This is a genomic window from Kitasatospora sp. NPDC101155, assembly GCF_044768305.1.
GTDB lineage: Bacteria > Actinomycetota > Actinomycetes > Streptomycetales > Streptomycetaceae > Kitasatospora.
Map to the genome: position 1 here is coordinate 24270 of NZ_JBIWPN010000044.1, position 21962 is coordinate 46231.

At 70.9% G+C, this 21962-nt stretch carries 23 protein-coding genes and 1 pseudogene; 12 read left to right on the forward strand and 12 right to left on the reverse strand.

Features of this window, described 5'->3' with window-relative positions:
* Nucleotides 1–87 precede the first annotated feature (87 nt).
* The 4 genes from ACIRYZ_RS37260 (at nucleotide 88) to ACIRYZ_RS37275 (ending at nucleotide 3354) form a co-directional block, all read left to right on the forward strand.
* A complete protein-coding gene (locus ACIRYZ_RS37260) occupies nucleotides 88–627 on the forward strand; it encodes a GNAT family N-acetyltransferase (RefSeq protein ID WP_402952840.1) in 540 nt (179 codons plus the stop codon).
* A gap of 95 nt (nucleotides 628–722) precedes the next feature.
* Nucleotides 723–1082, forward strand: a complete 360-nt coding sequence (locus tag ACIRYZ_RS37265) for a hypothetical protein (protein ID WP_402952842.1) — start codon at nucleotides 723–725, stop codon at nucleotides 1080–1082.
* Between the two features lie 531 nt (nucleotides 1083–1613).
* Nucleotides 1614–2126 carry a SigE family RNA polymerase sigma factor gene (locus tag ACIRYZ_RS37270; protein WP_402952892.1) on the forward strand — a complete coding sequence of 171 codons (513 nt, stop codon included), beginning with the start codon at nucleotides 1614–1616 and terminating at the stop codon, nucleotides 2124–2126.
* 55 nt (nucleotides 2127–2181) lie between these two features.
* Nucleotides 2182–3354 carry an LCP family protein gene (locus ACIRYZ_RS37275; RefSeq protein WP_402952844.1) on the forward strand — a complete coding sequence of 391 codons (1173 nt, stop codon included), beginning with the start codon at nucleotides 2182–2184 and terminating at the stop codon, nucleotides 3352–3354.
* A gap of 41 nt (nucleotides 3355–3395) precedes the next feature.
* Here the strand turns inward: ACIRYZ_RS37275 and ACIRYZ_RS37280 are convergent, their stop codons facing one another.
* The 4 genes from ACIRYZ_RS37280 to ACIRYZ_RS37295 all read right to left on the reverse strand — a co-directional run bounded on the left by ACIRYZ_RS37280 (nucleotide 3396) and on the right by ACIRYZ_RS37295 (nucleotide 7330).
* Complete coding sequence (locus tag ACIRYZ_RS37280) at nucleotides 3396–3536, reverse strand: hypothetical protein (protein WP_402952846.1); 141 nt, start codon at nucleotides 3534–3536, stop codon at nucleotides 3396–3398.
* Between the two features lie 560 nt (nucleotides 3537–4096).
* Nucleotides 4097–4249, reverse strand: coding sequence for a hypothetical protein (locus tag ACIRYZ_RS37285; RefSeq protein WP_402952848.1), 153 nt, complete (start codon nucleotides 4247–4249; stop codon nucleotides 4097–4099).
* Between the two features lie 158 nt (nucleotides 4250–4407).
* The gene (locus tag ACIRYZ_RS37290) at nucleotides 4408–5280 is read right to left on the reverse strand and encodes a phosphotransferase (protein WP_402952850.1); all 873 of its coding nucleotides are present in this window, start codon (nucleotides 5278–5280) and stop codon (nucleotides 4408–4410) included.
* A 235-nt stretch (nucleotides 5281–5515) separates the two neighbouring features.
* Nucleotides 5516–7330: a hypothetical protein gene (locus tag ACIRYZ_RS37295; RefSeq protein ID WP_402952851.1), complete on the reverse strand. Its 1815-nt coding sequence runs from the start codon at nucleotides 7328–7330 to the stop codon at nucleotides 5516–5518.
* 568 nt (nucleotides 7331–7898) lie between these two features.
* Between ACIRYZ_RS37295 and ACIRYZ_RS37300 the strand changes: the two genes are divergently transcribed.
* Nucleotides 7899–8867: an alpha/beta hydrolase gene (locus tag ACIRYZ_RS37300; RefSeq protein ID WP_402952853.1), complete on the forward strand. Its 969-nt coding sequence runs from the start codon at nucleotides 7899–7901 to the stop codon at nucleotides 8865–8867.
* Between the two features lie 260 nt (nucleotides 8868–9127).
* On the forward strand, nucleotides 9128–9334 hold the full coding sequence (locus tag ACIRYZ_RS37305; RefSeq protein WP_402952854.1) for a hypothetical protein: 207 nt from the start codon (nucleotides 9128–9130) through the stop codon (nucleotides 9332–9334).
* Nucleotides 9335–9587: 253 nt separating this feature from the next.
* On the opposite strand, the gene tpg is transcribed toward ACIRYZ_RS37305, so the two are convergent.
* From tpg to ACIRYZ_RS37320, 3 genes are all read right to left on the reverse strand, one after another.
* The gene (gene tpg, locus ACIRYZ_RS37310; RefSeq protein WP_402952856.1) at nucleotides 9588–10169 is read right to left on the reverse strand and encodes a telomere-protecting terminal protein Tpg; all 582 of its coding nucleotides are present in this window, start codon (nucleotides 10167–10169) and stop codon (nucleotides 9588–9590) included.
* Between the two features lie 101 nt (nucleotides 10170–10270).
* Nucleotides 10271–12670, reverse strand: coding sequence for a telomere-associated protein Tap (tap, locus tag ACIRYZ_RS37315; protein WP_402952857.1), 2400 nt, complete (start codon nucleotides 12668–12670; stop codon nucleotides 10271–10273).
* A 39-nt stretch (nucleotides 12671–12709) separates the two neighbouring features.
* On the reverse strand, nucleotides 12710–13066 hold the full coding sequence (locus tag ACIRYZ_RS37320; RefSeq protein WP_402952858.1) for a hypothetical protein: 357 nt from the start codon (nucleotides 13064–13066) through the stop codon (nucleotides 12710–12712).
* 256 nt (nucleotides 13067–13322) lie between these two features.
* On the opposite strand from ACIRYZ_RS37320, the gene ACIRYZ_RS37325 reads away from it, so the two are divergent.
* From ACIRYZ_RS37325 to ACIRYZ_RS37335, 3 genes are all read left to right on the forward strand, one after another.
* Nucleotides 13323–13949, forward strand: a complete 627-nt coding sequence (locus tag ACIRYZ_RS37325) for a hypothetical protein (RefSeq protein ID WP_402952859.1) — start codon at nucleotides 13323–13325, stop codon at nucleotides 13947–13949.
* 83 nt (nucleotides 13950–14032) lie between these two features.
* Nucleotides 14033–14671, forward strand: a complete 639-nt coding sequence (locus tag ACIRYZ_RS37330; protein WP_402952860.1) for a ParA family protein — start codon at nucleotides 14033–14035, stop codon at nucleotides 14669–14671.
* Complete coding sequence (locus tag ACIRYZ_RS37335; RefSeq protein WP_402952862.1) at nucleotides 14671–15831, forward strand: ParB/RepB/Spo0J family partition protein; 1161 nt, start codon at nucleotides 14671–14673, stop codon at nucleotides 15829–15831. Before ACIRYZ_RS37330 ends, ACIRYZ_RS37335 begins: the two co-directional genes overlap by 1 nt.
* A gap of 146 nt (nucleotides 15832–15977) precedes the next feature.
* Here the strand turns inward: ACIRYZ_RS37335 and ACIRYZ_RS37340 are convergent, their stop codons facing one another.
* On the reverse strand, nucleotides 15978–16694 hold the full coding sequence (locus ACIRYZ_RS37340; protein WP_402952864.1) for a hypothetical protein: 717 nt from the start codon (nucleotides 16692–16694) through the stop codon (nucleotides 15978–15980).
* A gap of 550 nt (nucleotides 16695–17244) precedes the next feature.
* A complete protein-coding gene (locus ACIRYZ_RS37345) occupies nucleotides 17245–17673 on the reverse strand; it encodes a hypothetical protein (protein ID WP_402952865.1) in 429 nt (142 codons plus the stop codon).
* A gap of 666 nt (nucleotides 17674–18339) precedes the next feature.
* On the opposite strand from ACIRYZ_RS37345, the gene ACIRYZ_RS37350 reads away from it, so the two are divergent.
* Nucleotides 18340–18882, forward strand: coding sequence for a hypothetical protein (locus ACIRYZ_RS37350; protein ID WP_402952866.1), 543 nt, complete (start codon nucleotides 18340–18342; stop codon nucleotides 18880–18882).
* Nucleotides 18883–19222: 340 nt separating this feature from the next.
* Here ACIRYZ_RS37350 and ACIRYZ_RS37355 read toward each other — a convergent pair whose 3' ends face one another.
* On the reverse strand, nucleotides 19223–20059 hold the full coding sequence (locus ACIRYZ_RS37355; RefSeq protein WP_402952867.1) for a polysaccharide deacetylase family protein: 837 nt from the start codon (nucleotides 20057–20059) through the stop codon (nucleotides 19223–19225).
* 102 nt (nucleotides 20060–20161) lie between these two features.
* On the opposite strand from ACIRYZ_RS37355, the gene ACIRYZ_RS37360 reads away from it, so the two are divergent.
* Nucleotides 20162–20983 (forward strand): class I SAM-dependent methyltransferase, encoded by an 822-nt coding sequence (locus tag ACIRYZ_RS37360; RefSeq protein WP_402952869.1) that lies wholly within the window; start codon nucleotides 20162–20164, stop codon nucleotides 20981–20983.
* Here the strand turns inward: ACIRYZ_RS37360 and ACIRYZ_RS37365 are convergent.
* Nucleotides 20975–21151, reverse strand: a pseudogene (locus ACIRYZ_RS37365) (IS630 family transposase); the annotation flags it as partial. The gene ACIRYZ_RS37360 and the pseudogene ACIRYZ_RS37365 sit on opposite strands and share 9 nt — an antisense overlap.
* 82 nt (nucleotides 21152–21233) lie before the next feature.
* Here ACIRYZ_RS37365 and ACIRYZ_RS37370 point away from each other — a divergent pair.
* The gene (locus tag ACIRYZ_RS37370) at nucleotides 21234–21470 is read left to right on the forward strand and encodes a hypothetical protein (RefSeq protein WP_402952870.1); all 237 of its coding nucleotides are present in this window, start codon (nucleotides 21234–21236) and stop codon (nucleotides 21468–21470) included.
* 17 nt (nucleotides 21471–21487) lie between these two features.
* Here the strand turns inward: ACIRYZ_RS37370 and ACIRYZ_RS37375 are convergent, their stop codons facing one another.
* A complete protein-coding gene (locus ACIRYZ_RS37375; RefSeq protein WP_402952872.1) occupies nucleotides 21488–21925 on the reverse strand; it encodes a hypothetical protein in 438 nt (145 codons plus the stop codon).
* Nucleotides 21926–21962: the final 37 nt, after the last annotated feature.

Sequence of the window (21962 nt, forward strand, 5' to 3'; positions counted from 1 at the left end):
GGGATCCAGGGACTGTTTGGGGTTCGGTTCCAGGTGGAGCTGAACGTTTCCCGTTCGATTGGGTTGACCACCTGTTAGCGTGCGCGGATGGAAGATCTGGGACCTGTGACTTGGCCTCCTGAGCCGATCAGGACCGAGAGGCTCGTGCTCCGTGAGCCCGAGACCCGGGACCGTGCGGCGTTCATCGAGCTGCTGGCGTCGCCGGAGGTGCACACCTACCTCGGCGGCCCCCGGCCGCGTGACGAGCTTGAGCACGAGATGTCCGGCGCACCCGAGCGGTGGCCCGGGAGCTTCGTCGTTGATCTCGACGGGTCGATGATCGGCCAGATCCTGCTCAGGAGAGCAACCGGGCACCGTCGCCCTGCTGCCGCGGGGAAGGCCGATCTCGGCTACCTTTTCCTGCCGCGGGCGTGGGGATTCGGGTACGCCGCCGAGGCGTGCGCGGCGGCACTCGGCTGGCTCGCCGGCGCGCTCCCCGGCGAGCCGGTGGTGCTCACCACCCAGACCGCCAACGTTGGCTCGATGCGTCTCGCGGCGAAGCTGGGGTTCACCGAGGTAGAGCGGTTCGAGGCCTGGGGCGCCGAGCAGTGGCTCGGCATGTGGTCCCCGGTCACGTCGTCCAGTTGAGTTTGCGCCGAAGCCGCTGGGGAGTACCCGCCCATCCACGCGCGAGCCAGAACACGGCAGTTGAGGCCGGAGGATCAGCCCGGCACACTCGCCCGGTGAGCCACAACGAACAAGCGGGCAGATGGGACGGGCCCTGGTACAGGGTCCGCACGGAGCACTTCGAGGCGGCGTTCCTGCCGAACGCCGGCGAGGACTTGGAATCGGTGGACAACATCGACGTCTTCGTGGACCTCAACGACGGAACCCGGTGGAGTGCGACCGTCATCACCCTCGCTCAGGTGGAGACCGTCATGGAGCGGTGGGCGGCGACCGGGGAGGCCCTCGGCGGCGCCTACTTCTCGTGCTCGGACGGCCTCATCGTCCGCGACGCCGGCATCAGCAAGATGACCCAGGTCCTCGTCGGCCTGGTCGAGACCGGCGACTTCACGCACATCCTTCAACGCATCGACGAATGACCGCAGCCCCCGGTCCACGACAAGCTGATTCTGAACCACCAGAAAGCTGCCCCGGCCGAGCCTGGGACATCCGTCCTGAGGACGCGACGCTCTCCGAAGACCAGCAGCAGCTGAGGGATCGTATCCTCGCTGCCCCCCGTCGTCCCAGCACCACACCCTTGGCAGCCCGTCTTCGCGCGGCGAACGCCCATCGGCGGACTACCCGGAGTCGACTTCGGGGCCGACCCCGCCAGCGGAAACGACCTCCTGATGGTCGTCTCCAGCAACGGTCACGGTGTCTTTGACGCCTCCACGGGGCAGCGACTCGCCCGCGACCACGACACCGACCTCGGTCACAGCACACCAACCGACGAGGCTTCGCCGCTGGGCTTCGGGCCGGCTGCTGTTCCGGCGCGCCCCGGGTGCCGGTCGGGGGGACTTCACGGTCCGTCGAAAATTCTTTGAAACATCCTGGTGCCCTCGGGACGTCATAGGGCGGATATCACGAGGGGACGGGAGAGGGCAGTGGGAAAAGCTCGACGGCGGGCGGCCATGGAGGAGGAGTTCGTCGCGTTCGCGACGGCCCGCTCCGGGCCGCTCTACCGGTCGGCGTACTTCCTGACCGGAGGCGACGCACACCTGGCCGAGGACCTGGTGCAGGAGACCCTGGGCCAGATGTACGCGCAGTGGCACCGGCTGTACCGGCCGAGTTGGGCCGGCAGGATCGACAACGCGGCGGGGTACGCGCAGACGGTGCTGGTCCGGGCGTTCCTGACGCACCGGCGCAGGCGCAGCAGTACCGAGCGGCCCAGCCAGGTGCTGCCGGAGTTGTCGGCGCACGAGCGGGACGCGGCGCTGCGGCTGGCGCTGGTCGATGCGCTGGCCCAGCTGCCGCCGCGGGACAGGGCGGTGGTGGTGCTCCGGTACTGGGAGGACCGCAGCGTGGAGGAGACCGCGGTGATCCTCAAGGACAGTTCGTCGGCTGTTCGGACCAGGTGCACCCGGGCGCTGGCCCGGCTGCGGTCCCTGCTGGGGGCGGACCTGGCGGAGTTGGTGGCGCCGTGAGCGAGCGGGACGGGTCGGTTGTCGTGGACGGATCTTCGGTGAGTGGAGTAGTGAAGTGACCGGCGGGGACGAGGAGTTCGAGATGCGGTTGAGCGCGGTCTTCGGACGGGCCGGCGCCGACCTCCAAGCGGACGGGGCCGCCCGGCTGGTGGACGGTGGACTTGAGACCGGACGGCGGCGCAGGCGGGGACGGCGGCGCACGGCGCTGCTGGCCGGCGGGCTGACGCTGGCCGTCGCGGCGGGGGCGAGCGCGCTGACCGTCCCGTCCGCGCTGCCGGGGCGGACCTCGGGGGCGCTGGCCGCCGCCTCCTCGGCGGGCGCGCCGGCGCCGCTCGACCACGGAGTGACCATCCTCCTGATCGGGCTGCGGTCCACGACCGACGCCCAGGGGCGGCCGGCGCCCGCCGACCTGCGCCGCGGGGAACTCCACGCCGGGGCCGCCGACGTGGACGTCGCGGACACCATGGTTCTGGTGCACATCCCGGCCGGCGGGGGGGCGGTGCGTCAGCTGTCGATTCCCCGGGACGTGCTGGTCGACGCGGGTGGCAAGCAGATGAGTATCAACCAGGTCTACACGCAGGCCGAGGCCGCGGAACTGACTCGGCTGCCGGGCCAGGGGGTCTCCGGAGCCGAACTGCGCTGGCGGGGACGGGAGGCCGGGCGGGCCGCACTGCTCCGGTCGGTACAGGAGCTGACGGGGGTGCCGGTCGACCACTTCGCGGAGGTTTCGATGACCGGGTTCTACCGGGTCGCGCAGGCGGTCGGTGGGGTGCCGGTCTGTCTGAACCACGCGGTGGACGACGTGTCGAGCGGAGCGAGGCTGCCTGCCGGGCGGTCGGAGCTCGGGCCCGCGCAGGCGCTGGCCTTCGTCCGGCAACGGCACGGAGTGGGCGACGGATCGGACCTGGGGCGGACCCGGCGCGCGCAGGCGTTCCTCGCGGGCGTGCTGCAGAAGCTGCGTGACGGCGGGGTGATGGGGGACGCCGGGAAGCTGGGAGCACTGTACGACGCGTTGAAGGACGACCTGGTGGTCGACAAGGGGTGGAGCCCGGTGGACTTCGTCCGCCAGGTGCCCGCGCTCGCGCGGGGGCAGGCGGCGGCCTCGACTCTGCCGGTGCAGTGGAAGGGGGCGGCGCTGACGGCGGAGCCGGGGAAGGCCAAGGAGATCCTGGCCAGCGAGGGTACGGGTGGAGCCCCGACCGGGAACGGAGTGCCCTGCGTCGACTGAGAAGGGGGCACCGTGAGCCGGCCGATCACCCGGCAGCGCTCCTACGCGGTGGCCGGCAGTGGTGGCTGGAGCCGGACGGCTGGGTGGACCGGCCCGGCCTGCCGCTGGACACGGCGTTCGAGGGCGAGACGCTCGGCCGGTGGGTTCGGGCGCAGCGGGCCGGCTGGTCCGACTTCGGTCATGGTCCGCTGACCTGCTAATATTCTTCTCGTCGCGAGGGAGATGATTCCTCGTCAGGCGTCAGCGGTGCTACCAGAGCACGTCCTACTTTCAGTAGGGAGAGTCCGTGCAACCCGGGCCTGGCGCTCCACTGTCGGGCGAGGTCCGGTACCCACCAGGGTGCCGGACCTCGCCTGCGTTCGCGGGCCGTTCGCGGGCCAGGACGGTGGCGGCCTCCGGCATCGGTGGTGAAATCGCGCACACGTCAGCGCCAACAACCCTCGCACCACCGTGGGCAGTGCGCACCGTCAGTTCCCGGTACGCGACTCCGGGCGCGAGCACCGCCCAGTCTCCGACAGCCTCGGCCCGGGCGGGCCGAGCCGCCATGCCGGCCGGGGCCACGGCCAGCACCAGGGCGACGAAACACGGCAGGACACTCTTCACGCCCCCATGCTGGCGGCCGCCACGGCCGGCCCGCCGCACCGCCCGCGGCGCGTCGCCGCGGATCCCCTCGCGCGCAAGGACCGGGCGGGGCTCGGTCCGCAAGGACCGAGCGGGATTTCGGTTCTGGCCGGGCCGGTCGTCAGTGCGACCAGTACGGGTCGTCCGTGGTCGGGGGTGCCACGTTCAGCTGGCGCGTGTAGGTGTCCACCTTCTGGCCCGGGACGGCGGGGTTCTTGCCGTACACCTCGGTGCCCGCGAACTGGACGCCGTCCAGGAAGGCCTGCAAGCTCACGCCCGGGGTGTCCATCTCCAAGGTGACGAAGACGCCGTCGGGCGACGCGGCGGAGATCTGGCGCTCTTCTCAGATCCGGGCCCAGGCGGTGCGCAGCTCCGCCAAGAGGGCCGGTGGTACGGTCCACCGGCCCTCTGTGATGCCGGGTCAGTCCGTTGTCACCCGGCCTGCGCCGGTGCGCGCACGTCGTGCCAGTCACGTTCGATTGCCGCCACCCGTTCGTCCCTCCACGTGGACGGGGGCACCGCGCGGTGGTTGCGGAGTTCTCGTACGAGCAGCATGGCCCGGTTCAGAGTGAAGGCGGCGCGGACGGACGGGGGTCCGGCGGCCACGAGTTCCTCAATCTGTGGACGGGCCTCCGGGGTGGCTGCCAGGACGATCCAGAGCACCGCCAGGTCGTGTCCGGGGAGGTAGTGTCCCGCGTGCTCCCAGTCGATCACTGTGACCCGTCCGTCCGGCCTGACTACGAAGTTGGTCGGCAGGGGGTCTCCGTGGCCTGGTACGAGGACGGTGCCGGCCCGGTGGAACAGGTCGGTCAGGGCCTGGTGTTCCTGCGGGGTGGTCAGGCCCTGGCGGTGGTCGCGGTCCAGGCGTGCGAGGTAGTCGAGGGTGCGGGTGAACGCCCCTGCGGGGGGACTCCATCGGCCGAGGTCGGTCATGGCCGTCAGCATGGCGGTGACGTGTGCGGGGTCCAGCGCCTGTGGTGGGAACCGGTCGCGGCCCGGGGCGGGCGAATGACCTCGGACGTGCTCGATGACCAGCACGTGGTGCCGGTCGTCCACGGCGATGAGGTCGGGGACCGGCACTGGCGGAGGTGTCTCGGCGAAGGTCCGGTAGGCCTTGATCTCCGCGCTGAACTTCTCGGCCCAGAGTGGTTCTCGGGTGGTCAGCAGCTTCGCGACGGCCGGTCCGTCCTCGCAGTCCCCCGCGATGAGCATGGACTTGTCGGTTCGGGAAAGGAATGCCGTGGGGCGGAAGTCCGGCCGTAGCCGGATGATCGGTGCGGCGGCGCCGGTGAGTTCGTCGGGCACGGGGCTCCTCGCTGTTCCGGGCGCGGAGCCGCCGGGTGTTCTGGGCTGGTTCCACGCGCAGCGGGGCGGTTTCCCCGGTGCGCTCCGAGATCATCATGCCGCCAATCCCCCGTGCACGTGAATACTCCGAAGCGACCGAGGCCGCCCTCGATCGCTCCACCCGACTCATGACCTGTGCGTCACGCGACCGGCCGAGGCCCCGCCCTGTGTCGGCGGGGCCTCGGCCGGTCAGCTGTCAGTCGTTCTGGTAGAAGCCGAACATGTCGACGATCAAGTTGCTGGTGCCGTCGGCCGCGTTCCAGAAATCGATGATGCCGTTGGCACCCGTCGGCGCCTGGACCAGGTTCGGAACCGTCCCGCCGGCCGTCCAGTTCAGCGAGGACACCGACGGCGGCGACAGCGGTGCGGCCGTGTTCTGCGCGTACTGGGTCAGGGTGTTCGGGTCGGGGGCGACGCTCAGGTGACCGTCCGACGTGGTGTCGGTCATCGTCGCGTTCAGCGCGAACGCGGTGATGCCGGGCTGTCCGGAAACCGGCATGTAGACGTAGTTCCAGGGGTTGACCGGGCCGTACTGCCACTTGGTGGTGTCACGGGTGTCCAGCAGGCGCGTCGGCGCAACCGGCAGATAGGCGCTCCTGCTGCCCTGGCCGTAGTAGCCCACCACGTCCACGATCACGTCCGACGAGCCCCAGGCCGCGTTCAGCACCTGGACCGTACCGTCCGGACCGACCGGAACCACCACCGAGTTGGCGACCGTCTGCCCCGCCGTGAAGTTCAGGTTCGACGCGTTCGGCGCCTGCTGGCCACCCGGGTACACCGTCAGGTGACCGGCGGAACCCGGGTTGGTCACGGTGACGTTCAGCGCCACGGCCGTGATGCCCGAGGCGGGCAGCTGACCGCCCGCCGCACCGGCGATCTGCACCGGCAGCGACTGCCCGGCGCCGACTGGCGACTGCGGCGCACCCGTGCCGTAGCGGGTGTCCACCAGACGCGAGGGCGACAGCGGCGTGTACCCGGCGGCCGACGACCTCACGAAGTAACCGGTGATGTCCACCACCAGGTCCAGCGGAGCGCCGTAGTTCCCCAGATCCACGTACCCACCGACCCCGACCGGCGCCACCACCATGTTCGGAACCGTCTGCCCTGCCACGTAGTTGACGTTCGACGTGGTCGGCACCGGGGACGAGCCGTCCCCGTACACCGTCACGTGCCCGGCACCGGTGGTGTCCGTCACCGTGACGTTCAGCACCGCGGCCGTCGCACCCGCCGGAATGCCGTTCGCACCCGCCACCTGCACCCGGGTCGTCGAGTACCCCCCGACCTTCGGCGTCCCACTGCCGTCCCTACTGTCCAGCAGACGCGTCGGACCGAACGCCACGTACTCCGAACCGGCCGTGGTGACGGTGATGCTGTTGGCCACCGCGTTGCCGAACTGGTCGGTGACGGTGGCCTTCGCCGTGTAGGTGCCGAGTTGCGGATAGGTGTGCGGGCTCTGGGGCGGGCTGTCGGGGCGGCCGGTGGCGTGGGTGGTGGTGCCGTCACCCCAGGCGATGTCATAGGTGAGCGTCTGCACGTCGCTGGTGACGTTGATGCCGATGTGCACGCTGTAGGCGGTGTTGTCCGTGCCGGTCAGCGCCACGGCCAGGCCGGGGTTGGAGTCGAACTCCTCGGCCCCCCGGCTGCTGTGGGGGCTGGTCCCGAAGAAGTCCGAGCCCAGCGCCCCGGGCGCCGCCGGGTTGGCCGAGCCGATCGCGGCGGAACCCACCTGGGGCTGGATGTCGACGTTGGACGACTCGTTCGGCCTCAGGCCGGTCGAGGTCGCCTGCTTGGTGTCGTTCGTGTCGTGGGCGCCCTGGGCCACGGCGGACCGGAAGGCGTCCAGGGTCGGGTAGGTGGTACCGGCCCAGGCATAGGGGGCCGTCGCATCGGACCCGTACACGAAGAAGTCGTTGTAGTCAGCCGTGGTACCGGCGGCCGACCCGGACGAGACGGTGACGTCGGCAGCCCAGGTCTGACCGTAGCCGGAGCAGTTGGACTGGTACGTACCCATGTAGTCGGTCTACAGATCCCCCATGACAGCCCGTCTCGGGGCGTCCTTCCGGCGGTGGGAGTCCGCCCCCGCGCGGTGCCCACCTTGTGGGTCAACCACACCCCGGGCGATCGAAGGAGTACCCCGATGAGTAGGTCAAGGTCCTGGTATCCCTCAACGAGTTGCTCCGCCTGCACCGGCGGCCGGCCAAGGCCCGCTCGACAACGAGGAGTTCCTCTCCATCGCCACCGACGGCCTCATGGAACACCTCGTCCCGCTCGCCAAGACGGCCGCGCAGCTCGAAGAACCAGCGGCCCGCCCATCGCCACGAGGTGGGCAGAGTCCTCGTCACCGGCGAGGCGTACGCCCGGCCCGCCCATCACAAGAAGGGCACCGAGCCCCGGCGAACAGGATGAGCGACGAGCGGGCCCGCCCGGACCATCTGGTCGCGGGCGGGTTCGAAATCGCCCGGCTGAAACCGTGGTCCCTGCGTGGCGCGCTCAGGTAGCGGGCTCCTGGGCGTGGTGGGTGAATAGGCGCGTGGCCCTGGCCCGGGCCTTTCCGCACCGCAGACCCGGAGAGTCACGACATGCCCGCCGACACGCCCGTCACCCCTGTGCTGGAGAAGGCCGCGGCGGACTTCGCCGCGGCGACCGCGAACCCTCCGTACCTGTTCGACCTCGCGCCCGCCGAGGGGCGCAAGGCGGTCGACGAGGTCCAGTCGAGCGAGATCTCCAAGCCGCCGGTGGACGAGGAGTGGATCACGGTCCAGGGCGGCCCGACCGGCTCGGTCAAGGCCCGCATCGTCAAACCGGTCGGCGCGACCGGACCACTGCCGGTGATCGTCTACATCCACGGCGCGGGCTGGGTGTTCGGCAACGCCCACACCCACGACCGCCTGGTGCGCGACCTGGCCGTCGGCGCGAACGTCGCCGTGGTCTTCCCGGAGTACGACCTGTCGCCCGAGGCGCGCTACCCCGTCGCGATCGAGCAGAACTACGCGGTCGCGCGCTGGGTCGTCACCGACAGCGCGGGCAAGGGTTTGGACGGGAGTCGGATCGCGGTGTCCGGCGACTCCGTGGGCGGCAACATGAGCATCGCGCTGACGCTGATGGCCAAGGAACGCGGCGACGTCCCGCTGGTGCATCAGGTGCTGTTCTACCCGGTCACCGACGCCGCCTTCGACACCGGCTCCTACCACCAGTTCGCCACCGGTTACTTCCTGCGCCGCGACGGCATGCAGTGGTTCTGGGACCAGTACACGACCGACCCCGCCCAGCGAGCCGAGATCACCGCTTCCCCGCTGCGGGCCACCACCGAGCAGCTCGCCGGCCTGCCCCCGGCCCTGGTCATCACCGCCGAGGCCGACGTCCTGCGCGACGAGGGCGAGGCGTACGCCGCCAAACTCCGTCAGGCGGGCGTGCCCGTCACCGCCGTCCGCTACCAGGGCATCATCCACGACTTCGTCATGCTCAACGCCCTCCACGACACCCACGCAGCCAAAGCCGCCATCGCCCAGGCCGTCGGCGTGCTGCGCACCGCGCTGGGCACGGCGTAGGGCCGCCGCCGCCCGCACCTCGACCGCGCCGCGGGTAGAGGTCGCAGGTGACGTTGACGCGCCGGCAGTTCGCGTGGGTCAGGGTTCGATGCGAAGGTCCTCGCTGAGGCCGTCGCCGAGGGTGAAGCGGTAGTGCAAGTCCACGACCCCACCTGGGAAATCGCCCTCCAGGTGGTGGGTGGCGACGTAGCACGCGCCGCCCCGCCTCGAACATCTCGGACAAGCCGGTCACCCTGGCCATCGACTACGTCGTCCACCACATGAAGGCCAGCGGCAAGCAGACCCCGAAGGTCTTCAACCTCACCAGGCGCACCCTGCCCCCCGGCGAGACGACCGAACTGGTGCGCAGCCACTCCTTCCGCCCCATCAGCACACGCCGTTACTACCCGGGTGCCCATGCCATCCAGCTCCAGGTCAACGGCCACCTCCACAACAAGGTGGCCTTCACGCTCACCCCTGCCGGATAGTCCCGGCGCCGATCACGCGGGGCGGACCTGCAGATCTGCCCGGCGCGGGAGCCGGCGGACCGCTGAAGGCACACCGGCCGAGGACGGTGGCCTGCCCGAACAGGACCGAGGACGCCGCCCCGTTCGTCCAGGACCAGCACCGGCGACGTGCCGGGTGTCGGCGCGTGTGTGGCGGCCGGGAAGCGTCGGGTCGGGCCTGTACCGGTCCGGGGCCGGCCGGGGAGGTTGACGCGGCGCGGGTCCGTCGGGCGGGCTACAGCTCCAGATCCATCCAGGCGATGTCGTTGAGTGCGACGTCGAGACCGCCGGCGCGGCGCCCGCCGTCCTTGAAGTAGTGCTCGCCAAGGGCCTGGGCGAGGATGCGTTCCTGCTCGGCCTGGGCGGCCCCGGCATCACGGGCCGCGTACAGGGCCCGGGCGACGTCGCCGGGCATCTTCTGGGTGATGACGCGGGGGCGGGGGTCGTCGGTCGAACCCGCGGCGGCGCTGAAGCCGAACGTACCGCTGATGTGCAGCATGAAGCCGCGCTTCTCGGCGTCGCGGCGCACCCGCTGCTTCACCCGCGGCTGCCAGGCGGCGCGCACCGCCCGCTCGATCTTGACGGCGTTGGCCCGGGTCATGGGGATGTCGCCGGTCAGTTCCCCTGCTGCCACGGCCTTGAGAGCGTGGACCCAGCGCTGGGCGGTGCGCACCGAGACGCCGGCGGCCCGGGCGAGGCGCCTGGTGTCGTTCTTGGCGACCTTCTCCCACAGGAAGCGCACCCGGGTGTTCAGGTGGACCGGGATGGGGCGGGTGCGCTCGGCGCGCTCCAGGCCCTCGTCGATCTCCCGGCTCATGGGGCATCGGGTCCTTCCTGCCGCCCCTGGTCAGGGGCGGCGTCCAGTGGTGCGGTGGGCGACCCGCCGGCCGGGTGCCGGCGGGCCGTGCGGGCGAGCTCCTACTCGTCGGCGGACACCAGGCCGCCGGTCTTGATGTGGCGGGCGGGGTTGGCCTCGTCCGCGATCAGCTCCAGGACCTCCGCCATCGGCCTGCTGCCCTCGAACTTCACCAGGCCGGGGCTGACGCCCAGGCGCAGCGAGGTGGTGAGGGTGCCGCCGGGTTTGGTGAGGATGTCCAGGGCGCCGGGGCCGGGGGCGGCGAAGACGGCGCAGTCGGAGAGGACGGCGATGGCGTGCAGGCCGGTGTCGGCGGCCATCTTGCGGAGCTTGCGGTGCATGTTGACGGTGGCGGTGTCGATGACCAGGGCGCGCATCAGCGGGTCCCAGGTCGGCCGGTCCAGCGCGGGCCAGCGCTCGCCGGGCCGGTAGCCGTGGCCGCGCGGGCGCTCGCGGAACTTGCCGATGGTGCCCTTGGCGGTCTGCTTGATGGCGGTGAGCACCGCGAGCTCGGCCGGGTCGCCGGTGGTCTTGATGGCGGCCATGGCGTCGAGGAAGGCGAGCGGGTCGGTGTCGGCCAGGTCGAGCGGGACGCCGAGGGCTGCCATGGTGTCCAGGTACGCCTGGCGGAGCCGCTTGTGCCACGGGTCGAGGTAGGGGCCGTGCTCGTGGCGCAGCCAGCCCTCCAGCGGCTGGACCTGGGCGCCGAGCTCCAGGGCGTAGGCCAGTTTCACCGTGGAGTACCAGGCCGGGCCCGTCGGCCGGGAGCCGTCCGCGGTGAAAGGCGACGGGAGCAGCGAGTCCGTGTCGACGTGGGAGAGGTCGGCCAGCCAGGAGCCGGGCAGCTTCTTGTCGAAGACGGGGTTCAGCTCGTGCACCGGCTCGGACAGCGGCAGGGTCAGGCGGCCGGCGGCCGCGAGGAAGGCCATGTTCACATCGAGGCCGACCGCGAACGGCGCTGCGGCCTCCTGGTCGGTGAGCTCGCGGAACCAGTCCCACGCCTCGGTCGCCAGCTCCTCCCCAGGGCCGCGGCCCTGGGCGAGCGGGTGCACGTCCGGCACCTCCGGCGGCGCCGGGTCGAACGCGTCCTTGGGCCGGGAGCCCTCCACCGGCCCGGACGTCCAGCCGCTCTCGGTACGCGCCGCGCGGGTCGGCGGGCGTAGCGCGGTGACGAGTTCCAGGCCGGAGACGGCGGTGGAGCCGCGCGGGGTGAGGACGCGGGTGGCGTAGGTGCCGAGCAGGCGGGCGAGGTCGGCGGCGCCGAGGCCCTCCGGGATCTGCCAGCCGCCGGAGGCGAGGGCGCCCCAGGCGGGGATGCACAGCTGAACACACTGGCGCTTGCCGTCCTCCGGTGTGCGGAAGACCCGCGCCCACGGGCCGAGGCCGCGCTGGGTGAGCAGCCAGCCGGCCCTCTCGACCTGCTTGACGGCCTTGTGGGTCTTGGGCAGCTGGCCGAGGCGCTGGACGAAGTCGCGCTTCTCGTCCCGGCCCATCGGCGGCAGACCGAGCTCCGTGAGCGCGGCGTCGGAGATGACGACCAGGGCGTCGCCGTCCTTGCCGTGCCGGTGCAGCCGCGGCGAGCCCAGCTTCACCTCCAGCGCCCATTCCACGACGTCCGCCAGGGCGCGGCCGGCCGGGGCGGTCGGCGCCACCGTGCCGTCGGCGAGGTAGGCGACCAGCGCCTTCCCGTCCTTGGCGATGTCCAGCACCGCCAGCGGACCCGCCGGGAACCGCGCCGCCGCAACTGCCTCCCAGTCGGCCGGACCCGCCTCGGCGGCCGGCTTCCTCGCCGCCCCCTTCCGCGTCCGCGACACCGCGCCGGCGGCAGGGCGGGAAGGCGCACTGCGCCGGGCCACAGCCGGCGAGGCCGCGGGGGCGGGGGCGGCCTGACGGGGCGCAGCGACCGAAGCGACCGAAGCAGCCGACTCGGCCGGGGCCTGCGGGGCGGGCTGCTCCGCGACCGGGACGGCGGCCGCCGACTGCCCGGCCGGGGCGGGCGTGCACCAGCCGCCCACGTGCACCGGGCGGCCCTGCGAGCGGTACGGCGTCGGCCTCCCGCACCGCACACACGGCGCGGGCTGATCAACGGCCAGCTCCCCGGCCGCCGTACGGTCCAGCTCCACAACCGCGTCGTCGCCGAACACCACCGGCGGATCAGGCACGGCGGCCGGGACGGCCGGCTGCGGCGCGGGCGAAGCCTGGAGCAGCCTGGCGGCCATGCCGTCGAGAAGTTTGGCGTAGGCGGCACGGGGCTCGCCCTGTGGGTCACGCTGGCCGGTCTCCCACGCGGTGAACGTGCTGGCGCTGACACCGAGGGCCTTCGCGGTCTCCGCCTTCGTCAGGCCGTACTCGGTGCGCAGCCAGGCCCGCTCGGCGGGCTCGGGCAGCGGCACGGCGCGGCGCGGACCGGCGCCGAGCAGCGCCTCGACCGCCTCGGAGGCTCCTGGCGAGGTACCGGGCATCTGCGCTTCTCCCCTCTCTCCCACAGTGGACGGACGGCGTCAGGCCGCGCGGTACCGGCCGCGCTGGACCCGCACCACCCGACCGGCCTTCAGCAGGCCGTCGATGTACACCGACGCGCCGTTGCTGTTCGTCTTCTTGCCCGCCGCCGTCATCGCCTCCGCGATCTCCCCCAGCGTCATCGGCTTCTCCGACGCCTGCAGGATCTTCACCATGGCGTCCGCCTTCGTCAGGTCCTGGACCTCCACCTCCGGCACCACCGACGCTTCGACGAGCTTCCGCAAGGCCTCCCGCTGCGCCTTCAGGCCCTCGATCCGTACTCCCAGCAGGCCCCACTCCCGCTCCGCCGCGCGGAGCTCCTTCTCGACCCGCTCAAGATCCGCCCCATAGAGAGTCACGAGGCCAATCATAGCAAAACAGGCATCAAATCTTGCAAAGATTAGATAATGATTACTAATCAATCTTAGAGGTCGGCCCGGCAGAGCACGCTCTCCCGCCACCGAACCCGCTCGGCCCGGACCCGGCACCGGTCCACCGTGGCCGAACAGTGGCTCCGCCGCCCCACGACAGCCACGACCGCAGCGCGACTGGCTGCCTGCACCGGCTTCCGCGATCGGCGGGGGCCGGCACCGCTTCGTCCAGCACGCCCTGAAGGTGACCGGCATCGGCGAGCGCGGCAGCCACCCCGCCTACAACACGATCTTCGCGCCCAACACGATCTTCGCGCCGCGCCACGGCGAGCCGAGGGCGGTGCCCACCGGGGTGCTGCCCGCGCGCCTGACGAGCTGGAGGCCGCCGGGTTCGGCCCCGCTGGGCATCGTCCTGGCCGGCGGGCGCATCATCATGGCCGTCGACACCGCCCCGGCCGACGCCGCCCGCGAGGCCTCCCTGGCCCGCACCGCCTCCAATGCCGCCGACCTGATGAGCCGTCGAGCCACACCGGACATCGCGCCACGCCCCCTCGCCTCAGGGCGGCGAAGGCCTCAAGCTCTGCACGCCGAGAACTCCCCACCCCAAAAGAATCAGCCGGCTTCCCAGGAACTTCGCCGCTCAGGCCGCAATCTCCAGCAATCACCTCGCACATTCCGTTCCCCCCTCCGCGGCCCCGACATCACCACACCCGGGAAACCGAAAGCCGGGCAGGCGGCCAGACGAACAGTCGGGGTTCCTCGAAAACCCAGCCCCCGCGAGCCCGCCATTGTGCTCCATCACACGCGGGTCGAGTCAGGCTCCGAGTCGATCATCTGGAATGCTGTTCCAGTCCGCCGCCCATGGCTTTGAGCGGCGGGCATCCGCAGTACCGGGCGAACCGCCCGGGAAGCCCACGGAGAGAACGGAACATCATGAAGCCATCTGTGCTTGTCGTGTCCACCGACCCCCAGGGGTCCGCGGTCGTCTGGGCCGAGCGGGTGGGAGACAACCTGCCCTTCGACTTCATGGCGGCGCACGACCAGGCCGAGCAGCTGGTGCACCTCAAGAACACCGGCGCGAAGATCCACGTCATCGCCAACCAGAAGGGCGGCGTCGGCAAGACCACTACCACGGTCAACCTCGCCGCGTGCACCTTCGACGTCCTCGGCGCGAAGGACGAGTACGAACACATCTTCATCGACACGCCCGGCACCCTGGCCGACGAGGAAATCCTGCGTCGGGCGCTGGAGATCGCGGACGACGTCCTGGTCCCGATGATCACCGAGCCGCTGTGCTTCGACCCGACGGCCCGTACGATCCAGAAGGTCATCGAGCCGATGGACATCCCCTACCGGGTCGTCGTCAACAACTGGGACCCCCGGGACGGCCGTGCCGACCTGGAGGACACCGAGGCGTACATCGCCGCGAGGGGATGGCCCCGCGCCAAGACCGTCCTGCGCCGGTACAAGATCCACTCCCGGGCGGTGGCCGAGGGAACGGTCGTCACCCAGTACAAGGAGAGCGGTACCGCCTACCGGGCCCGCGAGGACTTCTTCCGCCTGTCGCTCGAGCTCGGGTACGGGGGTCGCTGATGGCGGGCCGTCGTGTCTCCTTCGCCTCGATGGCCGCCGACCCGGTCGTCGACGCCCCGGGTGTGGAGAGCTCCAACGACACCCCGGCCCGGTGGGTCCCCACCGCCAACTGCCTGCCCAACCCGCGTAACCCGCGTGACGAACTGGGCGACCTCTCGGACCTGGCGAGCATCAAGGACCGCCAGCTGCAGAGCTGCCTCGCCGTCACCCCTGCCGCCTATCTCCGGCTCTGGCCGGAGGACCGGCAGGCGCTGGGTGCGGGAGCGCAGGACGTGGTCATCGTCAACGGCAACCGCCGGCGGGCCGCCGCGCAGCTGTACGGGCGCGAGCAGCTGCTGGTCGTCGTCGACGACTCGGTGGCGGAGTCCAAGGCGACCCTGCTGCGGGCTGCGCTCGACGAGAACATGGCTCGCAAGGACTTCGACCCGATCGAGGAGGCCAACGCGGTCCTGCTCATCGTCGCGCAGTACCCGACCGCCAAGGAGGCGGCCGAGGCGGAGGGTTGGTCCCAGAGCTGGATCTCGCACCGCAAGAACCTGCTGAAGCTCCACCCGGAGCTGCAGCGCCAGGTGCGGGCCAAGGCACGCGGCGAGGACGGTGTCTCCATCAACGTCGCGCGCCGCCTGGGTTCGGTGAAGGGCATCGAGGAGATGTCCCTGGCCGAGCAGACGTCGGAGCTGGAGCAGCTGCTCCAGGCCGACGCCGACGCCGCCGCAGCCAAGCGCGCGGCCAGGGGGGAGGCCAAGGCCGCGGCCAAGGCGCCTGTTGCCGCACCGGCTCCGCAGCCGGCAGCGGTGCAGCAGCCCGCTGCGCCCGTGGCTCGGCCGGCTGCCGAGGCGGTGCCGTCACCGACGGAGCCACCGGTTCCCGCCGCCACCGTTTCGGAACCCGCTCCCCGCAGCCCGCTTCCGAGCCCTGAGCCCGCTCCGAGTGCCGACCGATTTTCCGCGGAAAATTCCGAGCACCTCCCGATGCCGGAGCAGCGGGCCGTGGCCCCGTCGGACGAGCAGCCGACGGCCACCCCGCAGGTGGGGCTCGGTAGCGTCGACTGGCACAACGTGGAGGAGCTGGCAGACGCCATCTGCCGCACCCTCTCAGCCGACGAGGCGTACCGGCTCGCGGACGCGCTGGCCAACCGTCTGCTGACGACCAGCAGCTGACACGACCTCGGTGCCCTCCCCACTGACCAGGTGGGGAGGGCACCAGGCTTTCTACCGCCTGAAAGTCCCTCGGGCCTCTCCTGTTCCCTTCCGGCGGCGGACACATGGCACGGGGTCGGCTCGGGCGCGCAACGCCAGCGGTGTCGTCAGCCGGCCTTCCAGGCGAGCGGCTTGCCGCTCTTGTCGATCCACAGCAGGTACGTCAGCGGCTTGTCAGCCGGCGCCAGGTAGATCGCGCACTCGTGCTCGCTCTGGCCCTTGACGAAGTCCTTGCCGCCCTGCGGGACGTCGCTCTCGCACTTCGGGAAGGCGCTGAGCAGGTCGACCTTGCGTGCCTGGTCGGTGTCGCTGACCATCGCCCGCAGTTGCAGGTTGAAGTAGGGCTCGAAGATCCCGTTGCCACCGGTGTGGGTGTAGGTGACGTTCACGTAGTACGGCGTCTTCCCGGCCAGGTCCTCCGGCTTCAAGAACTTGGCCAGGTCGGCGCTGTCGCCCTTGACCACACCTGTCATGGCGATGTCGACCGAGATGTCGCCCTTCTCGTGGTCGGTGTAGGTGCCCTGAGCCTTGGCGCCTACAGCCAGTGCGCCCGGGAAGCCGACGCCGGCGGCGCTCGGACTCGATCCGGCCTGGGTGGGAACTGAGGTGGAAGCCGTGATGGTCGGCGCACTCGTGCTGGTCCCGTCCGTCCGGCCGCCGAAGTCGGCGCCGGGGCTGGAGGACGCGCCCGCGCTGGCGGGGGCCGATGACGGCCCGGTGCCGGCGGCGTCGCCGCCGCTCTGGTCCGGCCCGCAGGCGGTCAGCATCAGGGCGAGCGCCGCGGTCGTCGGCACGGCCGCACGCAGCAGGAAGGTGGTACGCATGAAGGAATCCCCGTGTAAGTGAGTGTGACGGCGTGAAACTCTAACGAAGCGGGCTGCCGTGGCTGACGGCGGATGCGCGCGGTGACCTCGTCCTGGAGCTGCTGCGCGGTGAGCCGACGAGGTGGACGGCGGAGACGACGGCGGTGATGCCGGTCCGCGGGGTCGCCGCTCGGCGCATGCCCCATGCTCTTGCAGCCACGGTCGGGCCGGCCTGAGTACGGATACTCAGACCGGCCCGACCTGCTACTCGATCTCGTCAGTGCGGGTGGACGGTCCGGACCGGTTCGCCGTGCCTCGTCTCGTCACGTTTCTGTCCGAAGGGTCGCCGACGGTTGGCGGGACCGTCGGCGACGGACGTCCTACGCGGAGACCACCGACGTGCCCTCGACCGGCCGCCCGTACTCGTCCAGGACCAGCGCGAACATCGCGCTCCGCCCCGACAGCACCGGTTCCTCCTGCGGCACCCCCGGATCCGGCTCGGTGCCCTCCTACACCCGCCCCCGCCGCCATCCAGAAGGCGGCGGGGGCGGCGGTGTCCTGGTGGGCACGGTCACGCAAGAGCGGCGTCGGCGCCGGCCCGCTCGTCGAGGGGGATGATGCGGCTCTCGGCTGTGCCGATGAGCGGGGTCTCGGAGTACACGTCGAGTTGCCCGGTCATGGGCCCGATCCCGATCCGGTGCACGGTGGTGATGCCGACGGTGCTCACCGTCGCACTGTGCCCGTTCAGGTTGACCGACGGAACCAGCACGGAGAACGACGTCGATCCGCGGTCGATCGTTGTCTCGATCGTCACGCTCACCACACGGCCGAGCGGGCTTTCGACCACGCTCACGTCCTTACCCCGGAACGTGTGGGACCTCGTCGAGTCGGCGTACTCGAAGGAGCTCAGGCCGCCCGGTCCGAGCGGCATCCAGACGACATGGAGCGGGGCGTGGTGCCCGTGGGAGGAGTGGAACTGGTAGTAGTCCGGCTCGGTCACGGCTTCTCCGTCTCAGTTGGCGATTCCCCCCACCTGGCGCCCCAGCGTCCGTCGGGTCCGCCGCTGACCCCTTTCGGGCACGCACGTTTGGACCGAATGTGCGACGCGGGCTCGTCCGAAGGCAGGAAGGCCGGTCGGCGGATTCGCATCAGAACTGGGGCAGGCACCAAGAAATTGGGGTCATCGGAATCGCATTCGCCACCTAATCTCCTCCCGGCCGGTATGGATAGCCGCCGCCTTCTACGATCAGTTCGAGCTGGACTCCCTCGCCCTCGCTGCCCACTTGGCGGCCGGGAACCGGGGACCCGCACCTACGGGGGGTCAACCGCGGTAGGGGCATCGTGCGACGAACACGCAGTGGTCCTCCCCGTCCCGCCTGACGGGAACGCCGGCCCCTGCCCACGAGGAGACACCTCACCGCCGAGGAGGGTACTTCCGTGCTCGTCGGCGTTCGTCCACGTTCCTGCCTGCGTCCTGCTGGTGTCCCCCGGTCAGCACCGGCCGGCGGGGACCGGCATGGCGCGCCAGGCGTCCGCGAGGATCTCCATGGTCATGGCGAGGAGGTACCGCATGGCTTTCCATCAGATTCGCCTGGCGCCGCCCGATCAGCGGACTACCCTGCGAACGTGCCACGCCACTTTCTGTAGCCACTTGAGGAGGAGTCCCATGTCATCGCCCTGTGACCCCCAATTCGCTCCCGCCGGCGACGTGAGCGCAGCGCTCATGATGATCGACTCCCGACTCAAGGCCATCCACGACAGCAGGAGTGGGGCGAGCCCCGAACAGCAGCGGATGGTCGAGCAGTTCACCGCCTCCATGGGTGCTGCCGGGCTCACCGCGCTCGTGGACGGCGCGTGCACGCTCATCTACATGTACATGAACTGGCTGCGGACGGCGTTCGAGCAGCACGACGAGGACGTCATCGAGTATGTGGTGCCCACCCTGGTGGCCACGATGCGCATGATGCCCAAGACCTTCCGTCCCGAGGTCATCCCCACCATGGCCGGCCTGCTCATTGCGGCGGGCACCGGTCTGAGCCCGAACCTGTGGCGCGCGCAGTACGGGGATTGGACTGCCGCGGAGATGAATCCCCTGGAGGCCATGGCCGTCCTGCTCGCGGAGCACGTCAACCGGGTGTCCGGCAGCGACGACCCCAGCTTCGCCACTCGCTTGATCGCCGATGCCTTGTCCGCGGCAGATCGGGGCTGATGTGGATCACCGCGTGTGGTCGTGGGACTGCGGCCGATACGCAGCCGTCCGCGGCCTGGCGCGGGCCGCCCGGTGGCGGACGCGGCGCTCGACCTCCTGCGCGGAAAGGCGCAGGTGCACCACGCTGTCGAGGGGCGTGCCGAGTTCGCGGAGCAGCTCGTCGAGGGCGAGCGCCTGGGCGGCGGCGCGCCGGGTGTCCCGAGGGGCACGACCGGCCCGGTCGGTGGCTTTCGGCGTGGGCCACCCGGCGGCTTGCCTTCGCCGGACCGTTGCGATGGTTCGACATGACCGGCTTGCGTTGTTCCCGGTACCCGCCGGCCGTTCGCCGTCGGACGATGTGTCACGGGGTGGTCTGGACCGGGAAGCCGGTGAGGCGGCCCTGCTCCTTCAGCCAGCCGAGCACCTGGCCGAGGGCGTCGACGGTCTGCTGACGGTCGCCGCCGCCGTCGTGGAACAGGACGGTCGGTCCGTTGCCGATCTCCTTCTTGACCGTGTCGACGATGGCAGCCGTGCCGGGCCTGGTGAAGTCCTTCGAGTCGACGTTCCAACCGAGCGGACGCATGCCGTTCGCGGCGGCGATGCGCCGGCTGTCGGGGGTGAACGAGCCACCGGGAGCCCGGTAGTACAGCACGTTGGCGCCGCCGCCCGCGGCCTCCTCGATCATCTTCTTCGCGTCCAGGATCTCCTTCTCCTGGTAGGCGACGGGCTTCTTGTCCATGGACGTGTCGTGGTCCACGGTGTGATCGCAGAGCCGGTGGCCACCCGCGACGACCTGCTTGACCAGGTCGGGGTGGGCCTTGGCCTGCGGTCCGATCATGCAGAACGTCGCCTTCACGCCGTACCGCTTGAGCACGTCAAGGACCTTCGGGGTCCAGACGGGGTCGGGGCCGTCGTCGATGGTGATGTTGACGGCGTTGCCTCCGGCCTCGGAGGCGTGAGCTATGCCGTCCGGTACGCCCCCCTGCTGCGTGCCGCCGCCGTTGCCCTGGGCGCCGTCCTGGCCGCTGTGGCCGTCGGCGGTCGCGTCCCGCCCATGTGCGGCGTTCTGATGGGGGGCGGGAATCGACCCGGTGACCGTCGGAACCCCCCAGGCGGTCGCCGCCACGACGGCGACCGCTACGGCGAGGGCCACCCGCGACCGGTTGCCCAGCTTCCCCATGCGCGCCTTGAAGTCCATCAACGGCCACTCCCCCCGAGTGCAACTACTGCATCTTCTCTGAGGTCGATGACGTGAACTGAGTCGGAAGGGTTCCCTCGGTTCGACGCGCGTAGCCGGTCGGTGGCGACTCGCTGTTGTGATTTCGGGCCAGAGGTTGCGTCTCAGCACCACTCACTGGGGTCGTGTCGGGTCCGAGGGAGCTTCGCGGCCCTGTGCGGAGCGACGGCCGAGGCCCTGCTGGACGCGGCCGAGGTCGGCGCCGGGACGCGAGTGCTGGACATTGGCACCGGGCCGGGCACGGTCGCGGCGGCGGCACTGGTCCGGGGCGCCGGGGTCGTGGCCGTGGACGCCGAGCCGAGCATGGTGGCGATGGCGGCCGCGAACGCCCCCGGGGCGGAGGTCCGGCACGCGGTGCTTCCCGAGCTCCCCTTCTCGGACAGCTCGTTCGACGCCGTGGTGGCCAACTTCGTGGTCAACCACGTGGAGGACCCGTGGGCGGCGCTGATCGAGCTGCGCCGGGTGGTCCGTCCGGGTGGCCGGCTCGCGGTGACGATCTGGCACGACACCGGCAATGAGGCGATGTCCCTGCTCAACCTGGCACTGAACGAGGCCGGTGTGGAGCGCCCGGTGTACCCGACCCTTCCGGTGAACTTCGCCCGAACCGCCGAGGTCCTCCGTGGGCTCCTGGAGCAGGCAGGGTGGGGCGAGGTGACCAGCGGTGAGCTTGCCTGGACGCATCGGGAGGACCCGGAGGTCTGGTGGTCCGGGCCGGCCGGCGGGGTGGCCAACATCGGCCTGGTGGTGACCGGGCAGACGCCCGCGATGTTCACCCGGATCAAGTCCGTGTACGACCGGTTGGCGGCCGAGCAAGTGGCGGAGGACGGCTTGATCGACCTTCCCGCCGTGGCACTGCTGGCATCCGGCCGGTGCCAGGTGTCCTGAGTCCTTGATCCGTCGGCAGTTTCCGGCGAGGGGTTCGAGGATCTGGTCGGCGGTCTTGGTCCAGACGTAGGGCCTTGGGGTGTCGTTCCAGTCGGCGCCCCAGGCGCGGATGTCGCGTTCGAGGGCCTGGACGGAGCGGTGGACGCCCCGTCGGAGCTTCTTGTCGGTGTCAGCCCGGGGTCAGCTCGACGGCCGACCAGGCTGCCGGCTGTTGATGCGATTCAGCGGTCCGACATCCAGCCGGGCGCCGATGAGCGGGAGGAACCAGGCTCTGCGGAACCTCAGCTCCGCCCAGGTCCGCCAGACCCTGCCGCGTGTGGAGCGAGCCCTCACCTTCACCGAGGACGAACGCTCCGCTGCGGACGCCCAGGACTGGCTGCACTACTCGCCCGAAGGCGAGTGCGTCCTTGACGGCCCGTTGCGGGTGTGGCGCACGGCCGCCGAGAACGGATCGGGTCTGTGCGGGCTGGCCGTCCACGTCTCCTGACCCGGCTCGACCAAAGGTCAGCGACTGCTCCGCAGGCCGCCCAGTCCGTCCCGGAAGACCGGAAGTGCGTACTGCTCCGTGCCACGTCCCGGCATTTCGAGCTTCTTGAGTTGTCCTCCGACGATGTGGGACACCAGCGGTACGGACAGGGCCTCCGGCCAGAGGCCGGTGCGCTTGCCCTCGGTGAGCACACGCCGGAAGGCGCCGGTGGAGCCTCGGAGGTTCCGGCCGTCTGCCTTCAACTCGTCTGCGGCGCACTCACCTTCGCCCTCGACGACCTGGAGCAGGATCTGCTGGGCGCGCGGCGGGAGGCGGTCGTAGTACGAGCGGGCTCGCTCCGGAGTCCAGCGGTCGTCGGGCACCGAGGTCACGACCGCGGCCGGCATGGCTGCGAGGGCGAGCAGCTTCTCGAGCGCCTCGGGGGTCGGGTTCTCCACCGTGATCGTGATCTTCATGGTGCACACCATGACAGTCCGGCAGGCTGAACACAAA

Coding starts and splice junctions, on each gene's coding strand:
- ACIRYZ_RS37335 (WP_402952862.1), top strand. CDS start 14,671: ATGGCGGGCCGTCGTGTCTCCTTCGCCTCGATGGCCGCCGACCCGGTC.
- tpg (WP_402952856.1), bottom strand. CDS start 10,169: ATGAGCCGGGAGATCGACGAGGGCCTGGAGCGCGCCGAGCGCACCCGC.
- ACIRYZ_RS37260 (WP_402952840.1), top strand. CDS start 88: ATGGAAGATCTGGGACCTGTGACTTGGCCTCCTGAGCCGATCAGGACC.
- ACIRYZ_RS37370 (WP_402952870.1), top strand. CDS start 21,234: ATGAGCGGGAGGAACCAGGCTCTGCGGAACCTCAGCTCCGCCCAGGTC.
- ACIRYZ_RS37280 (WP_402952846.1), bottom strand. CDS start 3,536: ATGACCGAAGTCGGACCAGCCGGCCCGCTGCGCCCGAACCCACCGGCC.
- ACIRYZ_RS37270 (WP_402952892.1), top strand. CDS start 1,614: ATGGAGGAGGAGTTCGTCGCGTTCGCGACGGCCCGCTCCGGGCCGCTC.
- ACIRYZ_RS37305 (WP_402952854.1), top strand. CDS start 9,128: ATGAAGGCCAGCGGCAAGCAGACCCCGAAGGTCTTCAACCTCACCAGG.
- tap (WP_402952857.1), bottom strand. CDS start 12,670: ATGCCCGGTACCTCGCCAGGAGCCTCCGAGGCGGTCGAGGCGCTGCTC.
- ACIRYZ_RS37355 (WP_402952867.1), bottom strand. CDS start 20,059: ATGGACTTCAAGGCGCGCATGGGGAAGCTGGGCAACCGGTCGCGGGTG.
- ACIRYZ_RS37295 (WP_402952851.1), bottom strand. CDS start 7,330: ATGGGTACGTACCAGTCCAACTGCTCCGGCTACGGTCAGACCTGGGCT.
- ACIRYZ_RS37340 (WP_402952864.1), bottom strand. CDS start 16,694: ATGCGTACCACCTTCCTGCTGCGTGCGGCCGTGCCGACGACCGCGGCG.
- ACIRYZ_RS37350 (WP_402952866.1), top strand. CDS start 18,340: ATGTCATCGCCCTGTGACCCCCAATTCGCTCCCGCCGGCGACGTGAGC.
- ACIRYZ_RS37300 (WP_402952853.1), top strand. CDS start 7,899: ATGCCCGCCGACACGCCCGTCACCCCTGTGCTGGAGAAGGCCGCGGCG.
- ACIRYZ_RS37375 (WP_402952872.1), bottom strand. CDS start 21,925: ATGAAGATCACGATCACGGTGGAGAACCCGACCCCCGAGGCGCTCGAG.